The following is a 20,651-nucleotide window of genomic DNA, read 5'->3' on the forward strand; positions in this document are numbered from 1 at the left end:
CCGAGTGTCCAAAGTGTTGTTTATATTGGATGTCAGGAAGTTAGCTGTTCATTTAGGCATTGGCTCCTAGTAAAGTGATGCGCGAATTATAACCAGCTTCGTTCAAACGTTGCAATACGTGAAGCGGATAGTGCCAAACAAAAGATAAGATCTAAAAGGTCGCAAACACCCTTTCTAGATCACTGCTGAGATTGTTTTTGTTTATAGAGGTTACTGCACCTAAAAACTTGGCAGCCTGCAGGCTGCTTTCCGCAGAGGCATGTGTATAGCCACTCGACATAGCAATAACCGCGGTATCCGGATGATGACTCTTAAGGTGCTGTATCACCTCGTAACCATCCATTTCCGGCATAAACACATCGGTCAAAACAACATCAAAGTGATTTTCAGCCAAGAGCTGAGGGACCTCTGAACTATGAGTACAAATTTCTACTTCAAACTTGTCAGCAAATCGCTGCTCCATAAAGCTTTCTATCAACGCAGCGATCGTGGGCGAGTCGTCTACAATCAACAGTTTCATTTTATTTCCTAGCCAAAATAACTCTGGGTTATCAATTTTTTCTATCTGTATGAGTTAAGACCTATTTCCGTTACTTATCAATATATCTTGCTTGTTGTTTCGAGTAACAACAAACAGTAAAGCTAAATCACTTGGAAATGTTGGTATCAAACGATTCACCAAACCCTAGCGATTCTTGCCAACATAAAACCAGTTTGTCAGCTTCAACCATCAACTCATTAAGCATCACAATTCATATTAATCAGTTATTTCTCACCAATAAATATCTCAAGAAAAAGTAATAATAAAGAGCATTTACTCTAATAAAAATACTTTAAAGACTGTGTAAATAAGACTAATTAAGAATAAAAAATGTTCATTTGTGATTTTCTTTCCACAAATGTTAATTCGATGTTATCAAATAAATGCTAGTGTCTTGGTGTTATTTTTTGTCACGAAATTAAACCACATCCATCTCCACGACTTAGAAATGGGACCAAACTATGGACAGCTACGTCACTGAAAACCTCAACAAGCGTATTGAAACTCGGCTACCGCGGCTAAACAAAGTGGTTTTTGTCATCAAAGGAGAAAAAGGAAAAGGTCTTGGGCACTGCTACCGTGCATGGACGATTGCGCAATCCTTACCCAGTTTCATTGAATCCAAGTTTGTACTGACTCCAAATAGCTCCCTTGGTTTATCCTTTTGCGAGCAAAAAAACATCTCACAATACCAACTAGCGGCAAGCGACGACGACTTATTGAACATCATCGCCCAAGCAAAGCCTGATCTGATTATTAATGATGTCCTCAATACATCCGAAGCGTATGTGAGTACGCTGAAAAAGCTCAACACTCCAATCATCAATTTTGAGGATCTCGGCACTGGTGGAATACATGCAGACTGCGTCATTAATGCCGTCTATCCGAAAACCGGCCTGGGCCAAGAGCTGTCTGGCCATGATTATGTTGATATAAGAAAAGAGTTTTTTCTCCACCGAAAAAACAGCAACACCTTAAGCCCTTCGGTGCGTAGCATTCTGCTGACTTTTGGTGGCGAAGACCCAAGCAATCTAACCCAAAAAACCTTGGAAGTCATCGCCCGCAACGACTACCTCTGCCAATTGAACTATGTCATCGCTTTAGGCGGTTCTTATCAACAGCCAAAAGAAGTCATGCGGTTCATACAGGAAAAATCACTTAACGCGGAAGTGTTTATCGGCCAGGACATCGCACCGCTGATGACTCAGGTGGACATGGCGATTACCGCCAATTGCCGAACTGTCTTTGAAGCCGCTTTTATGCGCTTACCTACCGTTGTGATCTCGGCCAATGCGAGAGAGTGCCTTCATACCTTCTATCGAGATGCCCTTTTTCCATACTGCGGAAATGGCCAACTGGTGGATCATTCTGTTATTGAACGTCAGATCTTACGACTCGCCACCAATAATCAGTTGAGGCGCGCTATCTCACACCAGCTACAGACATTCGATTTGAGCAACGGCATGAACAGAATCATCAATCAAATTATCCAACTGCTCAATCGCAGTTCTTCTAATTGCAACACCGAATACCAACACATTACAGAGAAAGCATTATGAACGAGCAACACACAACAACATTCCCCAAGTGGCCTGCATTTCACCCCGACTCTCTTCGGGATGTTATAGAGCCACTGAAGTCTGGTGAGGTCAATTACTGGACTGGAAACAAAGGGCGAGAATTCGAAGACGCCTTTGCGAAGTGGTGCGGCTCTGATTTTGCCATCAGTTGCTCGTCTGGTACCTCTGCTCTGCACACCATCATCAGTGCGATGGACATTGGCCCGGGCGATGAAATCATCGTGCCTTCTTACAGCTTTATCGCCTCTTCCTATGCGGTTTTACAGGCTGGTGCCATCCCGATTTTCTGTGATGTAAGCGCCGATCACACGATCAATCCTGACAAAATTGAAGCTTTGGTGACTAAGCGTACCCGCGCGATTATCGTCGTTCATTTGTATGGTGTGGTCTGCGATATGCAGCCAATTATGGAAATCGCTGAACGCTATCAAATCAAGGTGATTGAAGATGCCGCACAGTGCATTGGAGGCCAATATTATAACCAGAAAGTCGGTACATTGGGTCATGCGGCGGCCTTTAGTTTTTGTCAAAGCAAGCATTTCACCACTGGCGGTGAAGGTGGAATGATTACCACCAATGATGAGAACCTAGCGTGGGAATGTCGCTCGTTTAGAGACCATGGTTTCGACGTTAAACACAAGCTGGCGTTACTGGAGATGGAAGAAAAGGAAAAATACATCCATCACCGTGTTGGCTACAACTATCGAATGACCGAAATTCAGTCGATTATCGGCCTCAACGAGTTGAAGCGTTTTGACGACTGGAACCTACTCAACCGACGCAAAAATGCCTTCATTTATCGCGAATGTTTATCTCAGTGCCAATACATTGAAAGCCTGCCGCTCGATACACCAGACAGACAAAATGCTTACTGGCTATTCCCAATTGTTTTCGACCAGTCATTTGATGAGCAACGCACAGAGTCCGTCTACAAGAAGCTGGTTGAGAAAGGAATTCCGGTAACCAAAGTGCTGTGGCCTGAAGCATACCGTGAAAAAGCCTACACCGATTTGATTGGTTTCGGTAAAGCCAACTTCCCATTTCACTCAAGCGAATACACAGACCCTCAATCGGTCAAGTATGACAATCAGATATGCCCAATGGCGTATTCGCTTTCTAAGCGCACACTCAACCTGCACCTCCACCCAACCTGGAATGCAGAGCACATTGAAAAATGTGCATCAACACTACTCGACGTATTGGCAGAAATTCACGGAGGCAATCATGGATAGTAAAAATGCCCGCTACTGGGATGAGAAACGAGCGCAGCTTGCAGAACAAGGTTATACCGTTATCGAGTCCATTGTCCCGCAGGAGTTATGCCAGTCATCCATAGAAGCGATCTGCTCTTTTATGGAAGTCGACCTCAACAATAGAGACACCTGGTACAAACAGGACCCAATCAATGACACGGGTTCCGTCCCGATGCATCATCACCCAGCATTTTGGCAGGTTCGTCAACATCCAGACGTTTATCAGGCCTTCGCTCAGCTTCTAAACGAAGAACAATTGTGGGTCACCATGGATCGCGCTTCTTTTAAGCCGCCGTGCCGTTATGACCTGCCGCAATATGGCAATGATTCGAATCGAATGCATTGGGATTACGATTTCCGTCAAATGGACATTCCTGTCTACCAAGGATTGATCTACCTGACTGATACAGAAAAAGAACAAGGTGCGTTTGGTGGTCTACCACAAGTGTATCGCCAGATTATCGACAACACGTTCCACGATCCAAGCTTGTTTGATCAATTCACCATTAATGGATTGTATCTGGAGGATGTCTACCCTTTCACCGAGCAAGACATCACGAAGATAGATGCCCCTGCTGGCAGTTTGGTCATCTTTGACAGCCGCTTACCTCATGGCAACGTTTGTACTCACCATCTCGACCCTCGTCTTGTTCAGTTTATTGCTATGTACAAAGCCGACAGCGAAGAGCACGTACCCCCTGTACTGTACCAATCACGAGAAGAGCGCGTAAATTGCTACCAAAACGCTCGCCCACCAGCGTGGCTACGTGGCTGGCGCGGTCAGCTCGATCCTGAACCCTTTACACCGCTTGAACTCTCGCCTCTTGGCAGGAAATTGGTAGGACTAGAGTCATGGTAAAGCCAAGTCACTCACGGCAGCCAAGTTGGCTGGCAGTTACTATGCCCGCTCTGTGCCTGTTCTTTGCGTTAGGCTTGAACATTGGCAGCTGGGCATCGCGACTCGCTGACTTGAAAATCGCTATGAGCATTACCGACATGGAGCTCGGTTTTTTCCTTCTCGCGACAAGTCTTGGGGCAATCTCCGCTTTTCCGCTCACCATCTGGCTACTGCGCCATGTAGGTGCGCGAAAAATGGCACTGCTACTGGGAAGTGTTGCCGCTTGTTTGCTCCCTTTAATCATGAACAACACTTCCTATCACTTAAGTTTGGTTTTGATGTTTATTGAGGGCATATGCTGCGCAGGGCTTAACGCCGCGATTAACACTTACGGCAGTGACATCGAACGTAAACACGACATTAAATGCATGTCCCGCTTGCATGCAGTGTTCAGTTTGGGATTGGCGGCAGCGGCTTTGATTTCAATGGGTCTGATTCGCTTTGTTTCGTCCGAACTGATTGTTCATGGCGCCGTCATTTGTGTATCGCTTCTGACATTGTTTGCCGTTGCTTATCGAACCTCGGAGCAGTGCCGAACATCCGATTCAGACGACAAACAGCCTGAACCAAAACTGATCAACAAAACAACCTTAGTGCTTGGCATCATCGTCCTGAGTGCAACCATCATTGAGGGCTCAATGAATGATTGGAGCGCGATCTATCTCAAAGATGTGATTGACGTCAGCCCCTCACTCGCCCCTTCGGGTGTATTGGTGTTCTCCGCTGCGATGTTTATTGGCCGACTCTTTGCTGACAGCCTGCGCTCGCAATACAACGACGCCATCCTGATTGCCTTTGCCGGACTTATCGTCAACGTTTCACTCGCAACAGGCGTGTGGCTGTCTGGGCTTTACGCTTCATGGATATCATTCGCTATTGTCAGCTTAACCGTCTCTTTGGTTTCACCCATCATTTACGCTTCAGCGGCTGCCATTGGCCCCGGGTGTTTATCGCTAATTTCCACCTTTGGTTCCATTGGCGGTTTAGCGGGCCCACCGACTATCGGTTTCATCGCCACGCATTTTGGCCTGACCAGCGGCATGTATTTCGTCGCCGCCAGCGGCTTAGTCATTGGTATTGCGGCCTTAAAGCTTGCCAAGCATCAGCACACACCTCAATACGCATCACTTTAGGAAAACAGCATGTTAATCAGTATCATTATTCCGACTTACAACTGCGCTAACCTTCTAGAGAAGACGCTCGAATCACTTTGCCAACAGTCTTTACAAACCGAGTACTTCGAAGTCATCGTTGCTGATGATGGCTCGTCAGATAATACCGAACAGCTGGTCAAAAGCTTTGCTTCTCGTCTGAACATCGGTTACTGCTTTCAACCCGATTTAGGATTCAGAGCGGCGAGCGCACGTAATCTCGGCAGCCAGCAAGCGGTTGGCGAATACCTATTTTATTTGGATAGCGGCGTAGTTCTTGAACAGCACGCACTACAAATACACCTTGCCGAAATGGAAAGAAACCCCGATCACATCCAGATTGGATTCTGCCACGGTTTTGAAGAGCACTTCGTCGCTAACAATACTTTCTCTCAGTTGCTCGATAGCAACGATTTCAACACGCTATTTGACTCTTTGACGCAACAGGACTCGAACTTGGATTGCCGCCAGCAACTGCTCAATCAAATCGGGCACATGAGAGGCTTCGACACTCATCCGTGGTTGTTTTTCTGGGGCGGGCATCTATTTGCTAAAACCTCTGATTTTATTGAAGCCGGCGGTTTTGATGAGAACTTTACCCATTGGGGCGGCGAAGATGTCGAACTGGGGCTGAGGCTATTTAACGCGGGACATAAGTTTACGCTTCTGTTGGATGCCAAGGCCTACCACATCCCACATCCAAAAGCAGAAACTGCCGGCTCAGAAGCAACACATAACAACTGCCATTACATCCACGATAAGCACCAGTTACCGATTACAGAACGTATGTTGGCAGAGAGTTGGGAAGACATCGTCCGGAGCGTTAGTTAATCAGGGCAATCAAACCTATGAGCCGTCCAAAACCTTCTTAACATTATCGGGCGTAAATCATTGCTATTGAGTGAAATCAGGAAGCGACCATGACAAGTGTATGTGATATTTCGAGCAGAGAGCCATTACAATCTGCGGCGATGTCTGCTGAAAGCGTTGCCAAACTAAACCTTAGAACCGGAGGGCAGCAAGAGCCTATTATAGTAAAGCATTCGCCTCCCCTGAATGATCCTAGCCTGAACATCGCCGCTTTACTCGGGCGTGAGGCTATCACTTCAAACCAGCAGCTACTGGCAAAAAACATTACCGGCAAGAATGTCATGGTGACAGGCGCTGGCGGCTCGATTGGCTCAGAATTGTGCCGACAAGTTCTCAAGCAAAACCCCAAGAGTCTGATTCTGTTTGAGCTGAATGAATATAACCTCTATCAAATTGATCAAGAGTTAAGCGGCGGTGCGAAAAACAGCACAGGCACAGTAAAAATTATTCCAATACTGGGCTCAGTCCAAACCGAGCAACGCCTGATAACGCTCATGAAAAACCACAAAGTGGACACCATCTACCACACCGCCGCCTATAAGCATGTTCCATTGGTCGAAGACAATATCATCGCGGGCATCCAGAACAATGTGTTTGGTACGTTATCATGTGCTCAAGCCGCGATTGAGGCCAAAGTAGAAAACTTTACCCTTATCTCCACGGATAAGGCCGTCAGACCGACCAATATCATGGGCGCCAGTAAACGACTGGCTGAGTTAGTTCTGCAAGCTTTAGCAGACAAAAAAACCGCGACTACCTTTACCATTGTCCGATTTGGCAATGTCCTTGGTTCATCGGGTTCGGTTGTTCCACTGTTCAAAAAGCAGATCGAAGCAGGCGGCCCAATCACTATTACCCATCCGGAAATCGTCCGCTATTTCATGCTCACTCAAGAAGCAGCGGAACTGGTCATTCAAGCCAGCGCTATGGGCCATAATGGACAGGTATTTGTGCTGGATATGGGCGAGCCGGTCAAGATCGTTGAGCTGGCACGTAAGATGATTCAATTATCAGGCAAGAAAGAAGGTTTACTTGGCAACACGCATCACGATGAAATTGCTATCCAGTTCATTGGTCTTCGTCCGGGCGAGAAACTGTATGAAGAGTTACTGATTGGCGGCAACGTAGAAGAAACCTGCCACCATAAAATAATGACGGCCATGGAAGAGAAGCTCAATTGGCAGGAGATGGCGTTAGTCTTAAACGAGCTTGAACGGAACTGCAACGAACATGATGTGGTCGCCATCAAGCAGACACTTCTGTCAGCACCAACGGGCTACCAAACCGCTAACGTTCACAAAGAAACCAGCGACGTTTGCTAACGAGGTAAAACGAACCGGAAACCTAAATGGGCTTCCGGTTGAATTTCTTATAGTGAAACGGTCTTTTTGCTACGCAGTGATTCCAGCGCCGCATCAGCCAGTCTGAGCGCATATTCGCCATCATCACCTGAACACTCAGGCTCAGCGCCATTGAGCACATCAACAAAGTGTTGCCATTCGGCGATGTAAGCGTCTTTGTATCGCTCTAGGAAGAAATGCATTGGCTTGGCTGATTGCCTGCCCTGCTCGCTAATCTGGCTGACCAAGTTTTCATTTTGGTTTGCCGCCTGAAGCATGCCAAACTCACCATGAAGCTCGATACGTTGATCATAACCATACCCTGAGCGGCGGCTGTTCTGGATCGTTGCCATTGCACCGGAAGGAAATTCCAACACCAAGACGCCAGTGTCGATATCACCCGCAGCTCCGATTTCTGGGTTCACTTTACAGCTGCCATGCGCCGTAATGGAAACAGGATCTTCTCCAAGAATAAAACGTGCCATATCTAAGTCGTGAATCGTCATGTCGCGGAACATGCCTCCAGACACCTTAACGTAATCAGCGCCCGGTGGTTCTGGATCGCGAGACGTGATAGTCAGCGTTGCCGGCTCACCAATTGCTCCCTGATTCAATTTGTTTTTCAGTGTTCTGAATTGAGGATCGTAACGTCGGTTAAAACCGACTAGCATTGGAACTTGATGCTGCTTAACCACCGCTAAACAGTCTCTGACTCGACTCAAATCAAGATCGATTGGTTTCTCACAGAAAATGGCTTTCCCTGCTTTTGCCGCCAGTTCGATCAAATCTGCGTGTGTATCCGTTGCAGAACAAATACACACAGCATCAATCTCACTGTCTTGCATTGCTTCTTCGATACTCTGTCGCTTAGCGCCATACTGCTGACACAGCATATTGGCATTAACGTCATAAGGGTCGATGACAGAAAACAAACGGGTTTCCGGGTGATTGGCAATGTTAACAGCATGCACTTGTCCAATCCGCCCTGCTCCAAACAGTGCGATATTAAACATTCTGTACTCCTTACAGATTAGGTAGGAAAGAGGCCCACTGGCATATCTCAGTGGGCATAAATGTGCGTGATTGGGGGTGACGCACTTTTCAGGAGCGCTTATGTACGCTCAAACTTTAGCGATATAAGTTCTTACTCAGGCTAATCACTCAGTATCTGAACTCTTTGCGTATTGCTCAGAATTAATCCAAGCGTGGTCTTTTTCCCATGTGAACAACCATTTTCGAGTTGGGCCAGCCATCACATTGAGGTAGTAGCTGTTATAACCCGCCATTGTCGCCACTGGGTGGTAACCTTTTGGCACCATAACCACGTCTTTGTTATAAACCGCCATACACTCATCCAACTCGCGATCATCGGTATACACGCGCTGCATGCAGAACCCTTGCTCAGGATCGAGTCGGTGGTAGTAGGTTTCTTCGAGATAGGTTTCCGCAGGCTCTGCATCTTGATCGTGTTTATGACTCGGATACGAACTGGTGCAGCCTTCATCGGTGTATACCTCAACCACTAACAAGCTGTCTGCTTCTTTGTCATCAGGAAGAATATTGTGCACATAGCGCTGATTCTGTCCCTGACCGCGATGTTCCGCATCAATATCTTGCGGAGCGATCAAGCGAGTTGGAAAGTTTCCCTTCCCCGGCGCCTGACATACGGCCAGCTCTAGCTGTGTATTTGCCACAACCTGCACAGCTTCTTTTGGTGCCACATACACAGCGTAAGGTTTGGTTTTCTCAAACGGAGACATACGCTGACCGATGTTTTCAAAACTCTGGCTATCGGTAGAAATGGTCGCTTTGCCAGCAACCAATACCAAGCAGAGCTCATCCTCATTAGCATCCAGTTGTATCGAATCACCAGCGTTCAACTCGTAAACCTTAAAGCCAACGTATTGCCAGCCAGCCGATTGCGGCGTAATAGACTGCACAAGCCCTTGTGCGCCATCGGGCTGATATTTGGAAAGCAGATACGACATTGCGAGACACTCCATTCTTCACAATAAAACGAATTTTCCATTACACTATCAAATGAAATAATTATTTCACCAATATTTTAGTTTGAAATATTCATTTTGTGGACTGAGTAACAAATAGCCAAAGTAGCTCAAATACTGAAACGACTAGCCAGATAAAAGTAAGCTCTTCATACGCTCTAACATCGCGGATGCGACATCATGATGATCATGTTCCCACAGTTGATCATTTAGGAACTCGCCGGAATAAAATCCGTCATAGCCAGTGGCACGAATAGCATTAAGATATTCCTCGAGCGGGATATCGCCATCACCAGGTAAGTAACCGCGCAGTAGCCTTTCGTCAGGCCATTCTTGATTAGGTTCAGGACGTTTGCCATCGGAAATATGGACGTTATAAATGAGAGATGAATCCAACGAGGCGAACTCTTCTGGTGATGCGCCGCGGCAGGCCCAGAAATGCCAGATATCAAGCACGAAACCAAAATTGTCTCTAGCCACCGCATCATGCAATTTGAGGCAATCACTGAGTTTAGCGATGGGTGTCCATGCCGCACCTTCGTATTGAAAGCGAATGCCAAAATCTCGGCCAATATCGGCAATGGAACGTATGTTTCGTGCCGTCAGTTGAATATTGTCTTCGACGCTGAGCCCGTTCAGCCCTTCAAAGGCGTTAAGCTGAATGGTCGGCGCACCAATATCGGCTGCAAACTGACACAAGGTTTCTGTCTCTTTCCACAAGGTTTTCTGCTGGCTTTTGTCGGTTGTTTCAACACCACCAATAATATCGATCGCACTGGGCGTGATACCAAACTGGTCAAGGCGAGATTTAAACTGCTCAGCGGTAAATCCAGCATGAATATAACGCCAGAGTTTTTCCGTGTGGATTTCTAATCCCTGATATCCGGTTTCTTTGGCAAGGCGAATATCGGACAGGATGTTGCTGTGCAACGAGCACATGCCATGAAGAGCAAAACGCATAAGAGCTCCTTATTGGGAGTCTGAAAGATTTTGGGCCACACAGAGGATCGTGACCCTTCGATTAAGTGAGAATTAACCGATTTCCCGACACATCAGGCTGACTGCCAGAGTTTGTGCCAGATACATGGAGCTACTGAGCGAGCGGAAACCCATGACTTCCCCTTCCTTCACTTCAAAACAAACATCGTACTTGCTGCCATTTTCCGTCATTTGGTTGTCGGTAATAGCAACGATAGGCACCTGCTTCTCGTGCGCATTTTCCACCAATTCACTGGTTTCCGGCGCGTAAGGCGTGAATGTCACACACAACAGGACATCTTTTTTGTTCATACGCTTTGTCAGAGGTTTCAGCATACCACCATGATCATCGATTAAGACCACGTTATTGTCTGACTTCATCAGTGCGTACCAGAGATAGAATGCAACCGGATAAGCGCGGCGCATGCCTTGAATGTAGATGGTTTCTGCTTCATCAAGCAGAGAGACCGCTTTTTCGAGTTTTTGTGGAGAAACGGCTATTTGTAACTGCTCAATAGCTTCAACATTGGCATGGCCAAAGTCTTGGAACACTGCCGCTGGCGAGTCCGATGCCATATCATCGTGCTCACGAGCCTGTCGCACACGCTCTTTATAATCACGCGGGCGATTCAGGTACTGCTCGCGGAACAACGCCTGCATCTGGCTAAAGCCTGAGAAACCCATAGTATTGGCAAAACGGCTCAGAGTAGAGAGCGGCACGTTCGCTTGCTCGGCAATGGTCGCCATAGTTTCGACGGCCACCAGCATGGGCTGGGCCATCACAAAATCCGCTACCTGCTGTAAACGCTGGCTGAGCCTATCGTAGCGCTTTACCACGCGATCACGTAGTGTATCTAAATCCGCAGGAACCAATTCCAACTGGCTGTTTTCCACTGTCATACCCTGCACTTCTCCTCGAAAAGCTTTTCTAATTCAAATAATAACTGATTGGTGCACAACTGAATACATCAAGCTATCTATTCTGGAAATACTTTAAGCCAGAATTTCAAAATTTCGGATTGCTTCTTGTCTTACCGCAGGTATGACTTTCTGCATAAAGTACAAGCGATCAAACTTATCCGGCTCCTGATTGAGCAAGTCGCGCAGTCCATGACCAAATGCCTGCCTCAAGCAAGTGCCTATGTTAAATTTGGCGACGCGGCTCTGCTTAAGCTTGAGCATGTCCACTTCACGAATACCGCTGGTGCCGTGAATCACCAGTGGAATATCAACTTGCGCAGCAATTTGGTCAAGTAAGCCAAAATCTATCTCGCAGACAGGCTGAGTAAGGCGGTGAATATTACCGACCGATATCGCGACACAATCTGCTTCGCTTTCTTCAGCAAATCGCTGGGCATCTTGCGGGCTGGTGTATATCGACTTAATGTGATCACGGCCTTCTTCATAAGGCACTGATCCGATTTCACCTTCAACACTCGCTCCCAAAGCATGAGCAACACGCGCGACATTACGCGTACGACGGATGTTCTCATCCAATGTTAATTGCGAGCCATCAAACATGACTGAGCTAAAGCCAGCTTTGAGTGCACGGAAAACAATCTCTTCCTCGTAAGTGTGGTCAAGGTGCAAACAAACTGGTGCACTGCTCTGCTTAGCGAGATTGAGAAACATGGATGCCGCGGTTTCAACACCGTAAAAATCCACCACGTCTTTGTTGCACGCCAGAATGACCGAGCGATTGGTTTCCTCAGTCGCTTCAACAACCGCTTTGGCGTCTTCATAGCCAAAAACGTTAAAACAAGGAACAGCAAAATCCCCTGCCGCCGCTTCCGGCAGCAAATCCTTTAAATTAACCAGCATAAAAGCTCCCTATTTGAATTTGGCGATCATGTCCTTGATGCCCGGAATGGTTTCAACCTGATACTCATGATGCGGATCGAAGTGTTGAATCAGTGACTTAGATGTCTTACCCACGATGATCGTGAAGTAATACATTTCGTAACCAGGGGCAGCAACACTCGGGTGATAGCCTTTGTCTATCGCTATGACAGAGCCAGTACGCACGTGGTAAACCGGGCCAAAGTCATCCTCATGTTCATATAGAAACTGAGCACCGAATCCGAAGTCCGGATTAAAGCGGAACTGATACACCTCTTCATAAAGGGTTTCTTTGCTGCCATCTTCTTTGACGCGGTCTTCATCGTGCTTATGTGGCGGAAAGCCCGACCAACCACCAGCGCCAACCGTAAACAACTCACTCACCAGTAGGCGACCACGCTTGTCCGCATTGCTCTGCCCTAGTACGTGCTTGATCTTACGGTGTGTTTTTGTATCGTCTGAGCCGTATTGAACGATATCGACATCATTTTGACGAACGCAGAACGGAGACAGTGTCTCTTCAAATCGACCACCTGCGATCATGATATCTGCATGGTCACTGACACACTCAAGCTTGGCTGTCATACCCACAGGCACGTAGACGGATTCAGGGTTACCTGTCCAGACGGATTCACGCTGACCAATATTGTCGAAAGCGTGCGTTTGCCCGTTTTGTTCAGTGACAGTGACACTACAAGTGCCTCCAGCCAGAACGACAACCGTTTCGTAGTCGCCTAACATGTAATCGAACGTTTCACCCTGAGCAAGGCGAACGTGATTGAAATAACACAACGGCGTAGTGTCATCATTGACATCAATAATCGCTTCATTGTGGTTATCAAAAGGTGGAATATGCTTTCCCATTGTTCTTCCTTTAATACTGACTGACCAAAAGAAAGCCGGGCCACGATGGTAGGTAGTCGGTGATCATTATTGATCACACTGGCCCGGCAAGACCTAAGACGCTAGTGGCATTCCGACACTTAACGTTGTTCTCTGGTCTCAATAAAATTAAACAGCGCTTCTCTGGTTGGCATGGCTTCCGTACAACTGGTGCCACTGACATTGATCGCTGCGGCAGCAGAGCCATGTTTGACCGCTTGTTCCAGCTCACCGCCGTTGACTAGTGTCCAGATGACACCACCAGCGAAAGAGTCACCCGAACCAAATGGCTTGGTCACTTCGACTGGGAAAATCCCCTGCTCGAAGTAACTGCCATCGCGGCCATAGACTTTTGAGCCGAGTTCTCCGGCTTTGATGATGACGACCTGAGTTGAGCCCGTCAGGAACCGCTGCGCGGTTGCGTCATCATCTTTATTACCCGGTGCGACAACGGTTTCCATCATGTCGAACTCTTCACGGTTACCAATCACGATGTCTGACAGTTGAGATGCAATACCAAAATAGATAGAAGCGTCAACGTCTGTGCGCCATGAATATGGGCGGTAATCTACATCCAGTACCACCAAGGTGCCGCTGGATCTTGCATACTGCATTGCGAGTAACGTCGCCTCTCGGCTCGGGCTTTGTGCCAACGCCGTTCCTGTGACAATCAACACCTTAGAACTGGCAATATAGTCAGCGTCAATTTGCTCTGGTTTGAGCGTCAGATCCGACGCGTTGTTACGATAAATCAGCACGTCGCAGTCGGAAGGTTTCATCTCGGTGAATGCAACTGAAGTCCGTGAGCCAGAATCATCCGTCATCATGCCGTTCAGATTGATCCCCAAACCACTCATATAGTGTTTGACGTAATCACCAAACGAGTCTTTGGCCACACAGCCAATGAAACCGACTTTGCCTCCGAGCTTGTTTACCGCAACCGCAATGTTAGCTGCAGAGCCACCCACGAACTTGTTGAATCCAGAAATATCCTGAATATCAGTATTCAGTTCGCGCGCGTAGAGATCCACACCAGCTCGTCCCAGCACGATGGCATCGAGTTGACGATCGTGTTCGATAGCAATCTTGGTCATATCGTTCCCTCTCTGTGATCTCTGGACTATTTGTAGTCAACCCAAGTGGCATTCTGGTCAGCGGATTCAACACACTTCTCACACAGACGAACCCCTTCGATACCCGCATCAATACCCGGATACCATAGGTTTGCCAGAGTTTCCTGATCGTCGTTATTCGCCGCCTGAAACGCGAGAGCAAAACGGTGGTAAAGGTTCGCCCAAGATTCGAAGTAACCTTCCGCATGACCACCGCCAATGCGGTTCGAGGCCACGCCCTCTGCGTCGTTATGCAGGTAACCCATACCACGGTCTAATAGACGTGGTGGCTCACCCTGAATTTCATACTTAAGCTGGTTTGGATGCTCATCCCACCACTCAATGGATGCTTTTTCGCCAACGATGCGAATCTTCTGCTGATGCATAGCCCCCGAGTTAACTGCAGACGCCCACAAAGTGCCTACTGCGCCGCCTTCAAATTCCATCATTACATGAGCGTTATCTTCCAGAGGAGCACGTGATTCGATGAAGCTTTGGCGCATACAAGCCAGACGTTTGACCTCCAGTCCTGTGATCATTTCACACAGGTAAAAAGCGTGTGTACCAATGTCACCAATCACGTAGGTAGAGCCCGAGACTTCAGGGCTAACACGCCACTTTAAGCCAGGGTCATTCTTTTCATGCTCAATGTTGTGGAAACCATGCGCAAAGGTCATGTTTACAACACGTATCTCACCCAAATCACCACGTTGAACCATCTCACGCGCCTGCTGGACCATAGGGAAGCCCGTATAGCCGTACATAACTCCAAGTACGCGGTTGTTCTGCGCTGCGATGGTTTTCAGTTCTTCGGCTTCAGCCACAGTAAAGGTGATAGGTTTTTCGCACACCACGTGCAGATTAGCTTCCAGCGCCGCTTTACAGATCTCGTAATGAGTCGAGTTCGGCGTTGCGATTGATACTGCCTGAATACCATCCTCTCTCTGCGCTTCGGCGGCAAACATCTCTTTATAGCTTGAGTAGCAACGATCGCTATCCAGACCTAAATTGGTGCCGAAATCACGACAACGCTCGGCATCCAAATCGAATGCACCCGCAACTAACTTAAATAAGCCATCGCGCTGCGCAGCATTACGGTGAGAATAGCCAATCTGGCTACCACGCCCTCCTCCGACCATCGCCCAGCGAATAGGTTGTTCAAATCGACGCTCTTCATTAAACATGTTTCAATTCCTTCTTAACGCCACACTTTTCAGGGCGGCTTAACAATGCACTAATAACTTTTTAGACACCACGACGTTGATTGACTCGGCCTTCTTCCCACTCCGCAACAATGCTGGCGGTCTCTTCGCTGCGAGTCACTTCTGGTAGTCCAACTTCCCACCAACAGTCGCATTTAGACCAAGTTGCAGGAGAGATAGGATCGATATCGACCACAATGACGTAGGTGCGATCCGCTTCTTTAGCGCGCTGGAACGCAGCATCAAACTCAGCAATGTCGGTCAGTTTCTCGCTGATCGCGCCTTGCGCTTCCGCATGTTTAGCGAAATCCACACGTGCCAGCTCACCATCAGGGCGTCGACAGTCTTCCAGTAAGTTATTGAATGACTGGTTACCTGTGTTGGTTTGTAGTTTATTGATCACGGCGAATCCGCCGTTGTCACACACAACCACAATCATCTTGTGACCCGTCAGAACGGACGAGTAGATATCTGAGTTCTGGATTAGGTAGGAGCCATCACCGACAAGCACGACTACGTCGTTGTCTGGATTTGCGACTTTCGCACCCCAGCCCCCTGCGATTTCATACCCCATACAAGAGAAACCAAATTCAATGTCAAACTTGCCAATCTGGTAGTTCTGCCAGTTCATAGCCAGCTCAGCAGGTAAACCTCCTGCCGCAGTCAGAACGGTGTCACCGGGTTGCATGGATTTGTTGAGTTTGCCAATCACTTCTGCATAAGAAGACATGCCTGGTAGCAAGTCGCCTTCTTGAGGGTTAGTACGGCGTTGAACGACCGCTTTCCACTCGTCGGCTTGCGCTTTGGCCGTCGACGCCCAGTCATCACTACTGCGCCAGTCTCCCAGCAGTTGTGACAGCTGCGCCATGCCACGTTGCGCATCACATTTTACCGCCAGTGCTCGGTGCTTAATCGCATCAAAACGGGCGACATTCATCGCGATAAGCTTCATGTCTGGATTGCGGAAAACGCTCCACGACCCGGTTGTAAAATCTTGAAGACGCGTACCGATTGCCAGTACCACATCAGCATGTGCAGCCATGTAGTTGGCTGAGTCTGAGCCAGTCACGCCGATTGGACCAGCGTTCAGTGGGTTGTCCTGCAGCATGGTGGCGCGGCCTGCTATCGTCTCAACAACCGGAATATTATGCTTTTCAGCGAACGCTTTTAGCTCATCGGTTGCCAGTGAGTAGTGAACGCCACCGCCAGAAATAATCAGCGGCTTCTCCGCCTTCATCAGCACAGCCTTTGCGTCCTCTAAATCTGCTAACTCAGGCTCAGGGCGGCGGATACGGTGGATTTTTTCTTCAAAGAACACTTCTGGGAAATCGTACGCTACTCCCTGAATATCTTGAGGTAAGCTTAGGAATGCTGGGCCACACGTTTCCGGATCTAACATAGTGTCAATCGCTTGCGGCAGAGTATGAATCAACTGCGAAGGTGATACGATTCGATCCCAATAACGAGTTAACGGTTTGAAAGCGTCATTACAGGTGATGGATGGGTCATAAAAGTTTTCTGGCTGCTGTAAAACAGGGTCAGGCAGACGACTGACATACGCGTCTCCTGAGATAAGTAGAACTGGCAGGCGGTTAGTATGGGCTATCCCTGCTGCTGTCACCATGTTGGTTGCGCCAGGGCCAATAGATGACGTTGCAATACCGATACGACGGCGCTGATTAGCCTTGGCGTAGGCAATAGCCGCTGTTGCCATCGACTGCTCATTCTGGCCGCGCCAAGTCGGAATTTTGTCTTCAATATTCTTTAGCTGCTGACCAAAGCAAGTCACATTACCGTGGCCAAAAATGGCAAATGCACAACCAAACAACTGCTCGACTTTACCGTCAGCTTCAATTTTCTGTGCTGCCAGATATTGTGCCAGTGCTTCTGCTACCGTAAGACGTATGGTTTTCATTATTGTCTGTCCTTAGTTTTGTCCCTAAGCCTCGTTAAGCCACTTGTTTGAGGCTCAGGGTCGACCTTTAATTCACATTGATATTTGATGCGCATTTAAGCAAAGCGTCCCTGCTTTACGCGTGCTTCCTGCATGACGTTGTTAGCCGTTATAAACCGTATTTTTCTGCATAACCTGAGATATTTTCGTAGGCGGTTTTTGCAAATGTGAGCGGATGAGCTTTGGCTGGATCTTGTTCAGCTTCCACCAGCAACCAGCCTTCATAGTTGCGCGCTTTGAGGGCAGCAAAGACATCGTCATAATTAACATCACCTGTACCTGGGACGGTAAAGACGCCATCAAGCACAGCATTGAGGAAAGATTTATCGGCGTCACGAGCCGTTTTCATCACGCCAAGACGCAAATCTTTAAAGTGCATATGGCCAATGCGATGTCCCCAACGCTCAATCATCGTAACTGGATTGCCTCCGCCATAAGTCACATGTCCTGTGTCTAACGTTAGGAATACTTCCGGCCCCGTCAGCTCCATCAGTAGGTTGATGTCATCTTCCGTTTCACAGATAGTGCCAACGTGATGGTGGAAGGACAGCTTGATATCGTGCTCTTCTAAAAGATACTTCGCCACTTTGGTCAGCTTTTCACCGTACGTTTTCCATTCTTCCATGCTGAGGATGACACGCTGTGAGAGCGGAGTATCGATATCGCCATGAACGCTGTTGCTCACTTCTCCATACACCATCGCTTTACAACCAGCGGCTTTAAGCAAACGAATGTGCTGTTGCATAGCATCGATTTCTTCATCCGCTGTAAGCGTCATTAGGTTACCGCTGTACCACCCTGATGCGAGAACCAAATTATGCTTCTCTAAAAGTGGGATCAGCACTTCTGGCTCTCGCGGGTACTTTGTTCCCAGTTCCGTACCGGTAAAGCCCGCTTGCGCCATTTCACTCAAACATGTTTCCAATGGGATTTCTCCCCCCAACTCAGGCATATCATCGTTGGTCCAGGTCAGTGGGCTAATTCCGTATTGCACCTTACTCATGTTTGTACTCCAAAGATTTAAGTTTTCGAAAAACGGATTGAATCAGAGCGCTAAAGCGGTGTTTTTTGAAAAATGCTTTTCATCTCTCGTTCAATCGCACCAATTCGTTGAGTTGCTGCTTACTATAAAACAACACCCATGATATGAAAAATATTTTTCAAACGATAAAAAACCTTTGCAAACTGCCGAAAAAACCTGCTAACAGTAATCACAATAAGGCCTCAAGCATAAAATTGACCCCGCTCAAATTTAAAATAAAATACTACAAATTCAGACACTTAAAAACCAATGTCGCCATTGAAAAATATTTTCCACAATTTGATTTGTGTAACAGTTTTCCGGAAAACACATCAACTGCACTTCCCGAACAACTTTTGAACGACTAGGATAAAAAACCGAAACAATGAAAAATTCTTATCATTAACAAACCCAACATAGCTGCAACATTTTAATAAGTCGTCAAAGACACTCAGCAGCCAACTGGAATTGCCATTACGTGAACAAACATCCAAACCCAGCTCACACTGTTCGATGGTAGAGCGAGAGACGGGTTCTCATATAAAGGAGTAGAGAAACATGTCATCGAGTCATTCGACGGATAAGAGTCAACGAAACTTTGCCTACATTATTAAAATCTGCTGTGTCGCCGCATTAGGTGGGATCCTTTTCGGTTACGACACTGCGGTCATATCTGGTGCCATTGGGCCCATTACAAATTACTTTGACCTAACACCTGCGCAAACAGGCTGGGCGGTTTCGAGCGTGGTACTAGGCAGTATTGTTGGCGCGGTCAGCGCAGGCTGGTTCTCTCTCAAATATGGCCGTCGTAAAACTTTATTCTTGGCCGCTATTTTGTTTGCTATATCGGCCGTTGGTTCAGCACTCGCCCCAACTTTCACCTTTTATACTGTGTTGAGAATTGTTGGCGGTGTCGCAGTTGGCCTAGCCGCCGTTGTCTCACCCATGTACATGTCTGAAGTCGCACCCAAGGATTTTCGTGGCCGTGCAGTGAGTATGTTTCAACAATCCGTTGTTGTCGGCCAAACAGTGGTGTTCTACGTCAACTTTGTGATTGCCAAAGGCATGACAGAAATGTGGCTTCAGGATCTGGGTTGGCGCTGGATGCTGGGTTCAGAGATCATCCCCGCAATCATATTTGGCGCTCTACTTTTCACCATTCCAGAGTCCCCACGCTGGCTAGTGCTGAAAGGCCAGAAAGACAAAGCGAAACAGGTCCTTACCCGCATTTCTGATGCAGAACATGCGCAGCGCGTAATCAATGAAATTGAAGACTCTTTGATGGCGAGTCGTGTGGTGAAGAAAAGCCAGGTGAGCCTTAAGTCTCCCCTCATGCTGTCAATCGTTGCTGTAGGTACCTTTGTTGCCGCGGCGCAGCAGTTCACTGGGATCAACGTCATCATGTACTACACCCCTGAGATCCTAAAACCCATTGTTGGCGGCACAGAAAACGCACTATTCCAAACCACCTTTATTGGCCTCGTGTTTATTCTCGGTAATGCGCTGGGTATGTACCTGATCGATAAAGTCGGAAGATTACCGTTAATGAAATGGGGAACGCTTGGCTGCGCGCTCAGCATGACCTATGTGGGTTTTGTGGTATACAACCAATCTGAAGGTTACTCTGCCCTGTTTGCTCTTTGCTTGTACGTAGTCTCTTATGCGACCTCGTGGGGCTGTGCGTGCTGGACTATGATTTCAGAGATTTTCCCGAATAGTATCCGCTCAAGAGCAATGGCGATCGCCGTCGGTGCTCAGTGGTGTGCAGGCTTTGTCGTCACGCAATCATTCCCAATGCTTAATGAGAATACCTTCCTCAAAGAGCAGTTTAATGGCGGGTTCAGCTTCTGGTTATTTGCTGCTCTCTCTATGATCTGCATGTATTTTGTGGTCAGATATGTACCAGAAACCAAAGGTGTTGCGCTGGAAAAGATGGAAGAAGTGATGGCTCAGAAGCTTGGCAAGGCCAAACCCTCCACCACTCAACAGGAAAGCGCACACGTATAGAAATAATGGAAATACCG

Annotated in this window: 17 protein-coding genes and 1 pseudogene; 7 read left to right on the forward strand and 11 right to left on the reverse strand. The window is 47.6% G+C overall.

Features of this window, described 5'->3' with window-relative positions; translation table 11 throughout:
- Positions 1-151: 151 nt before the first annotated feature.
- Positions 152-520, reverse strand: coding sequence for a response regulator (locus tag IX95_RS18655; RefSeq protein ID WP_006962629.1), 369 nt, complete (start codon positions 518-520; stop codon positions 152-154).
- A gap of 482 nt (positions 521-1,002) precedes the next feature.
- On the opposite strand from IX95_RS18655, the gene IX95_RS18660 reads away from it, so the two are divergent.
- The 6 genes and pseudogenes from IX95_RS18660 to IX95_RS18685 all read left to right on the forward strand — a co-directional run.
- A complete protein-coding gene (locus IX95_RS18660; protein ID WP_038162985.1) occupies positions 1,003-2,100 on the forward strand; it encodes a PseG/SpsG family protein in 1,098 nt (365 codons plus the stop codon).
- Complete coding sequence (locus tag IX95_RS18665) at positions 2,097-3,353, forward strand: DegT/DnrJ/EryC1/StrS family aminotransferase (RefSeq protein ID WP_038162987.1); 1,257 nt, start codon at positions 2,097-2,099, stop codon at positions 3,351-3,353. The genes IX95_RS18660 and IX95_RS18665 overlap by 4 nt, the downstream gene beginning before the upstream one ends.
- The gene (locus tag IX95_RS18670) at positions 3,346-4,233 is read left to right on the forward strand and encodes a phytanoyl-CoA dioxygenase family protein (RefSeq protein ID WP_038162989.1); all 888 of its coding nucleotides are present in this window, start codon (positions 3,346-3,348) and stop codon (positions 4,231-4,233) included. Before IX95_RS18665 ends, IX95_RS18670 begins: the two co-directional genes overlap by 8 nt.
- Entirely contained in the window at positions 4,227-5,405 is a 1,179-nt protein-coding gene (locus tag IX95_RS18675) for an MFS transporter (protein WP_038162991.1), read from the forward strand. Before IX95_RS18670 ends, IX95_RS18675 begins: the two co-directional genes overlap by 7 nt.
- A 9-nt stretch (positions 5,406-5,414) precedes the next feature.
- Positions 5,415-6,254 carry a glycosyltransferase gene (locus IX95_RS18680; RefSeq protein WP_038162992.1) on the forward strand — a complete coding sequence of 280 codons (840 nt, stop codon included), beginning with the start codon at positions 5,415-5,417 and terminating at the stop codon, positions 6,252-6,254.
- A gap of 194 nt (positions 6,255-6,448) precedes the next feature.
- Positions 6,449-7,615: pseudogene (locus IX95_RS18685) on the forward strand (UDP-N-acetylglucosamine 4,6-dehydratase family protein); the annotation flags it as partial.
- 47 nt (positions 7,616-7,662) lie between these two features.
- Here the strand turns inward: IX95_RS18685 and iolG are convergent.
- The 10 genes from iolG to iolE all read right to left on the reverse strand — a co-directional run bounded on the left by iolG (position 7,663) and on the right by iolE (position 18,609).
- Positions 7,663-8,646 (reverse strand): inositol 2-dehydrogenase, encoded by a 984-nt coding sequence (gene iolG / locus IX95_RS18690; RefSeq protein ID WP_038162996.1) that lies wholly within the window; start codon positions 8,644-8,646, stop codon positions 7,663-7,665.
- Positions 8,647-8,790: 144 nt separating this feature from the next.
- Entirely contained in the window at positions 8,791-9,621 is an 831-nt protein-coding gene (gene iolB / locus IX95_RS18695; RefSeq protein ID WP_038162999.1) for a 5-deoxy-glucuronate isomerase, read from the reverse strand.
- 144 nt (positions 9,622-9,765) lie between these two features.
- Positions 9,766-10,599: a sugar phosphate isomerase/epimerase family protein gene (locus tag IX95_RS18700; RefSeq protein ID WP_038163003.1), complete on the reverse strand. Its 834-nt coding sequence runs from the start codon at positions 10,597-10,599 to the stop codon at positions 9,766-9,768.
- A 72-nt stretch (positions 10,600-10,671) separates the two neighbouring features.
- Complete coding sequence (locus IX95_RS18705) at positions 10,672-11,517, reverse strand: MurR/RpiR family transcriptional regulator (protein WP_006962640.1); 846 nt, start codon at positions 11,515-11,517, stop codon at positions 10,672-10,674.
- A gap of 93 nt (positions 11,518-11,610) precedes the next feature.
- On the reverse strand, positions 11,611-12,438 hold the full coding sequence (locus IX95_RS18710) for a class II fructose-bisphosphate aldolase (protein WP_006962641.1): 828 nt from the start codon (positions 12,436-12,438) through the stop codon (positions 11,611-11,613).
- Between the two features lie 9 nt (positions 12,439-12,447).
- Positions 12,448-13,320, reverse strand: a complete 873-nt coding sequence (locus IX95_RS18715; RefSeq protein WP_038163016.1) for a 5-deoxy-glucuronate isomerase — start codon at positions 13,318-13,320, stop codon at positions 12,448-12,450.
- A 119-nt stretch (positions 13,321-13,439) separates the two neighbouring features.
- Positions 13,440-14,432 carry a 5-dehydro-2-deoxygluconokinase gene (iolC, locus tag IX95_RS18720; protein ID WP_019274787.1) on the reverse strand — a complete coding sequence of 331 codons (993 nt, stop codon included), beginning with the start codon at positions 14,430-14,432 and terminating at the stop codon, positions 13,440-13,442.
- Positions 14,433-14,458: 26 nt separating this feature from the next.
- Positions 14,459-15,634, reverse strand: coding sequence for a Gfo/Idh/MocA family protein (locus tag IX95_RS18725; RefSeq protein ID WP_038163018.1), 1,176 nt, complete (start codon positions 15,632-15,634; stop codon positions 14,459-14,461).
- Between the two features lie 61 nt (positions 15,635-15,695).
- A complete protein-coding gene (iolD, locus tag IX95_RS18730; RefSeq protein ID WP_038163020.1) occupies positions 15,696-17,567 on the reverse strand; it encodes a 3D-(3,5/4)-trihydroxycyclohexane-1,2-dione acylhydrolase (decyclizing) in 1,872 nt (623 codons plus the stop codon).
- Positions 17,568-17,715: 148 nt separating this feature from the next.
- Positions 17,716-18,609, reverse strand: coding sequence for a myo-inosose-2 dehydratase (gene iolE / locus IX95_RS18735; protein WP_006962651.1), 894 nt, complete (start codon positions 18,607-18,609; stop codon positions 17,716-17,718).
- A gap of 576 nt (positions 18,610-19,185) precedes the next feature.
- Between iolE and IX95_RS18745 the strand changes: the two genes are divergently transcribed.
- Complete coding sequence (locus IX95_RS18745; protein ID WP_038163023.1) at positions 19,186-20,634, forward strand: sugar porter family MFS transporter; 1,449 nt, start codon at positions 19,186-19,188, stop codon at positions 20,632-20,634.
- Positions 20,635-20,651: the final 17 nt, after the last annotated feature.

It is taken from the genome of Vibrio sp. B183 (assembly GCF_000740665.1).
Lineage (GTDB): Bacteria > Pseudomonadota > Gammaproteobacteria > Enterobacterales > Vibrionaceae > Vibrio > Vibrio coralliilyticus.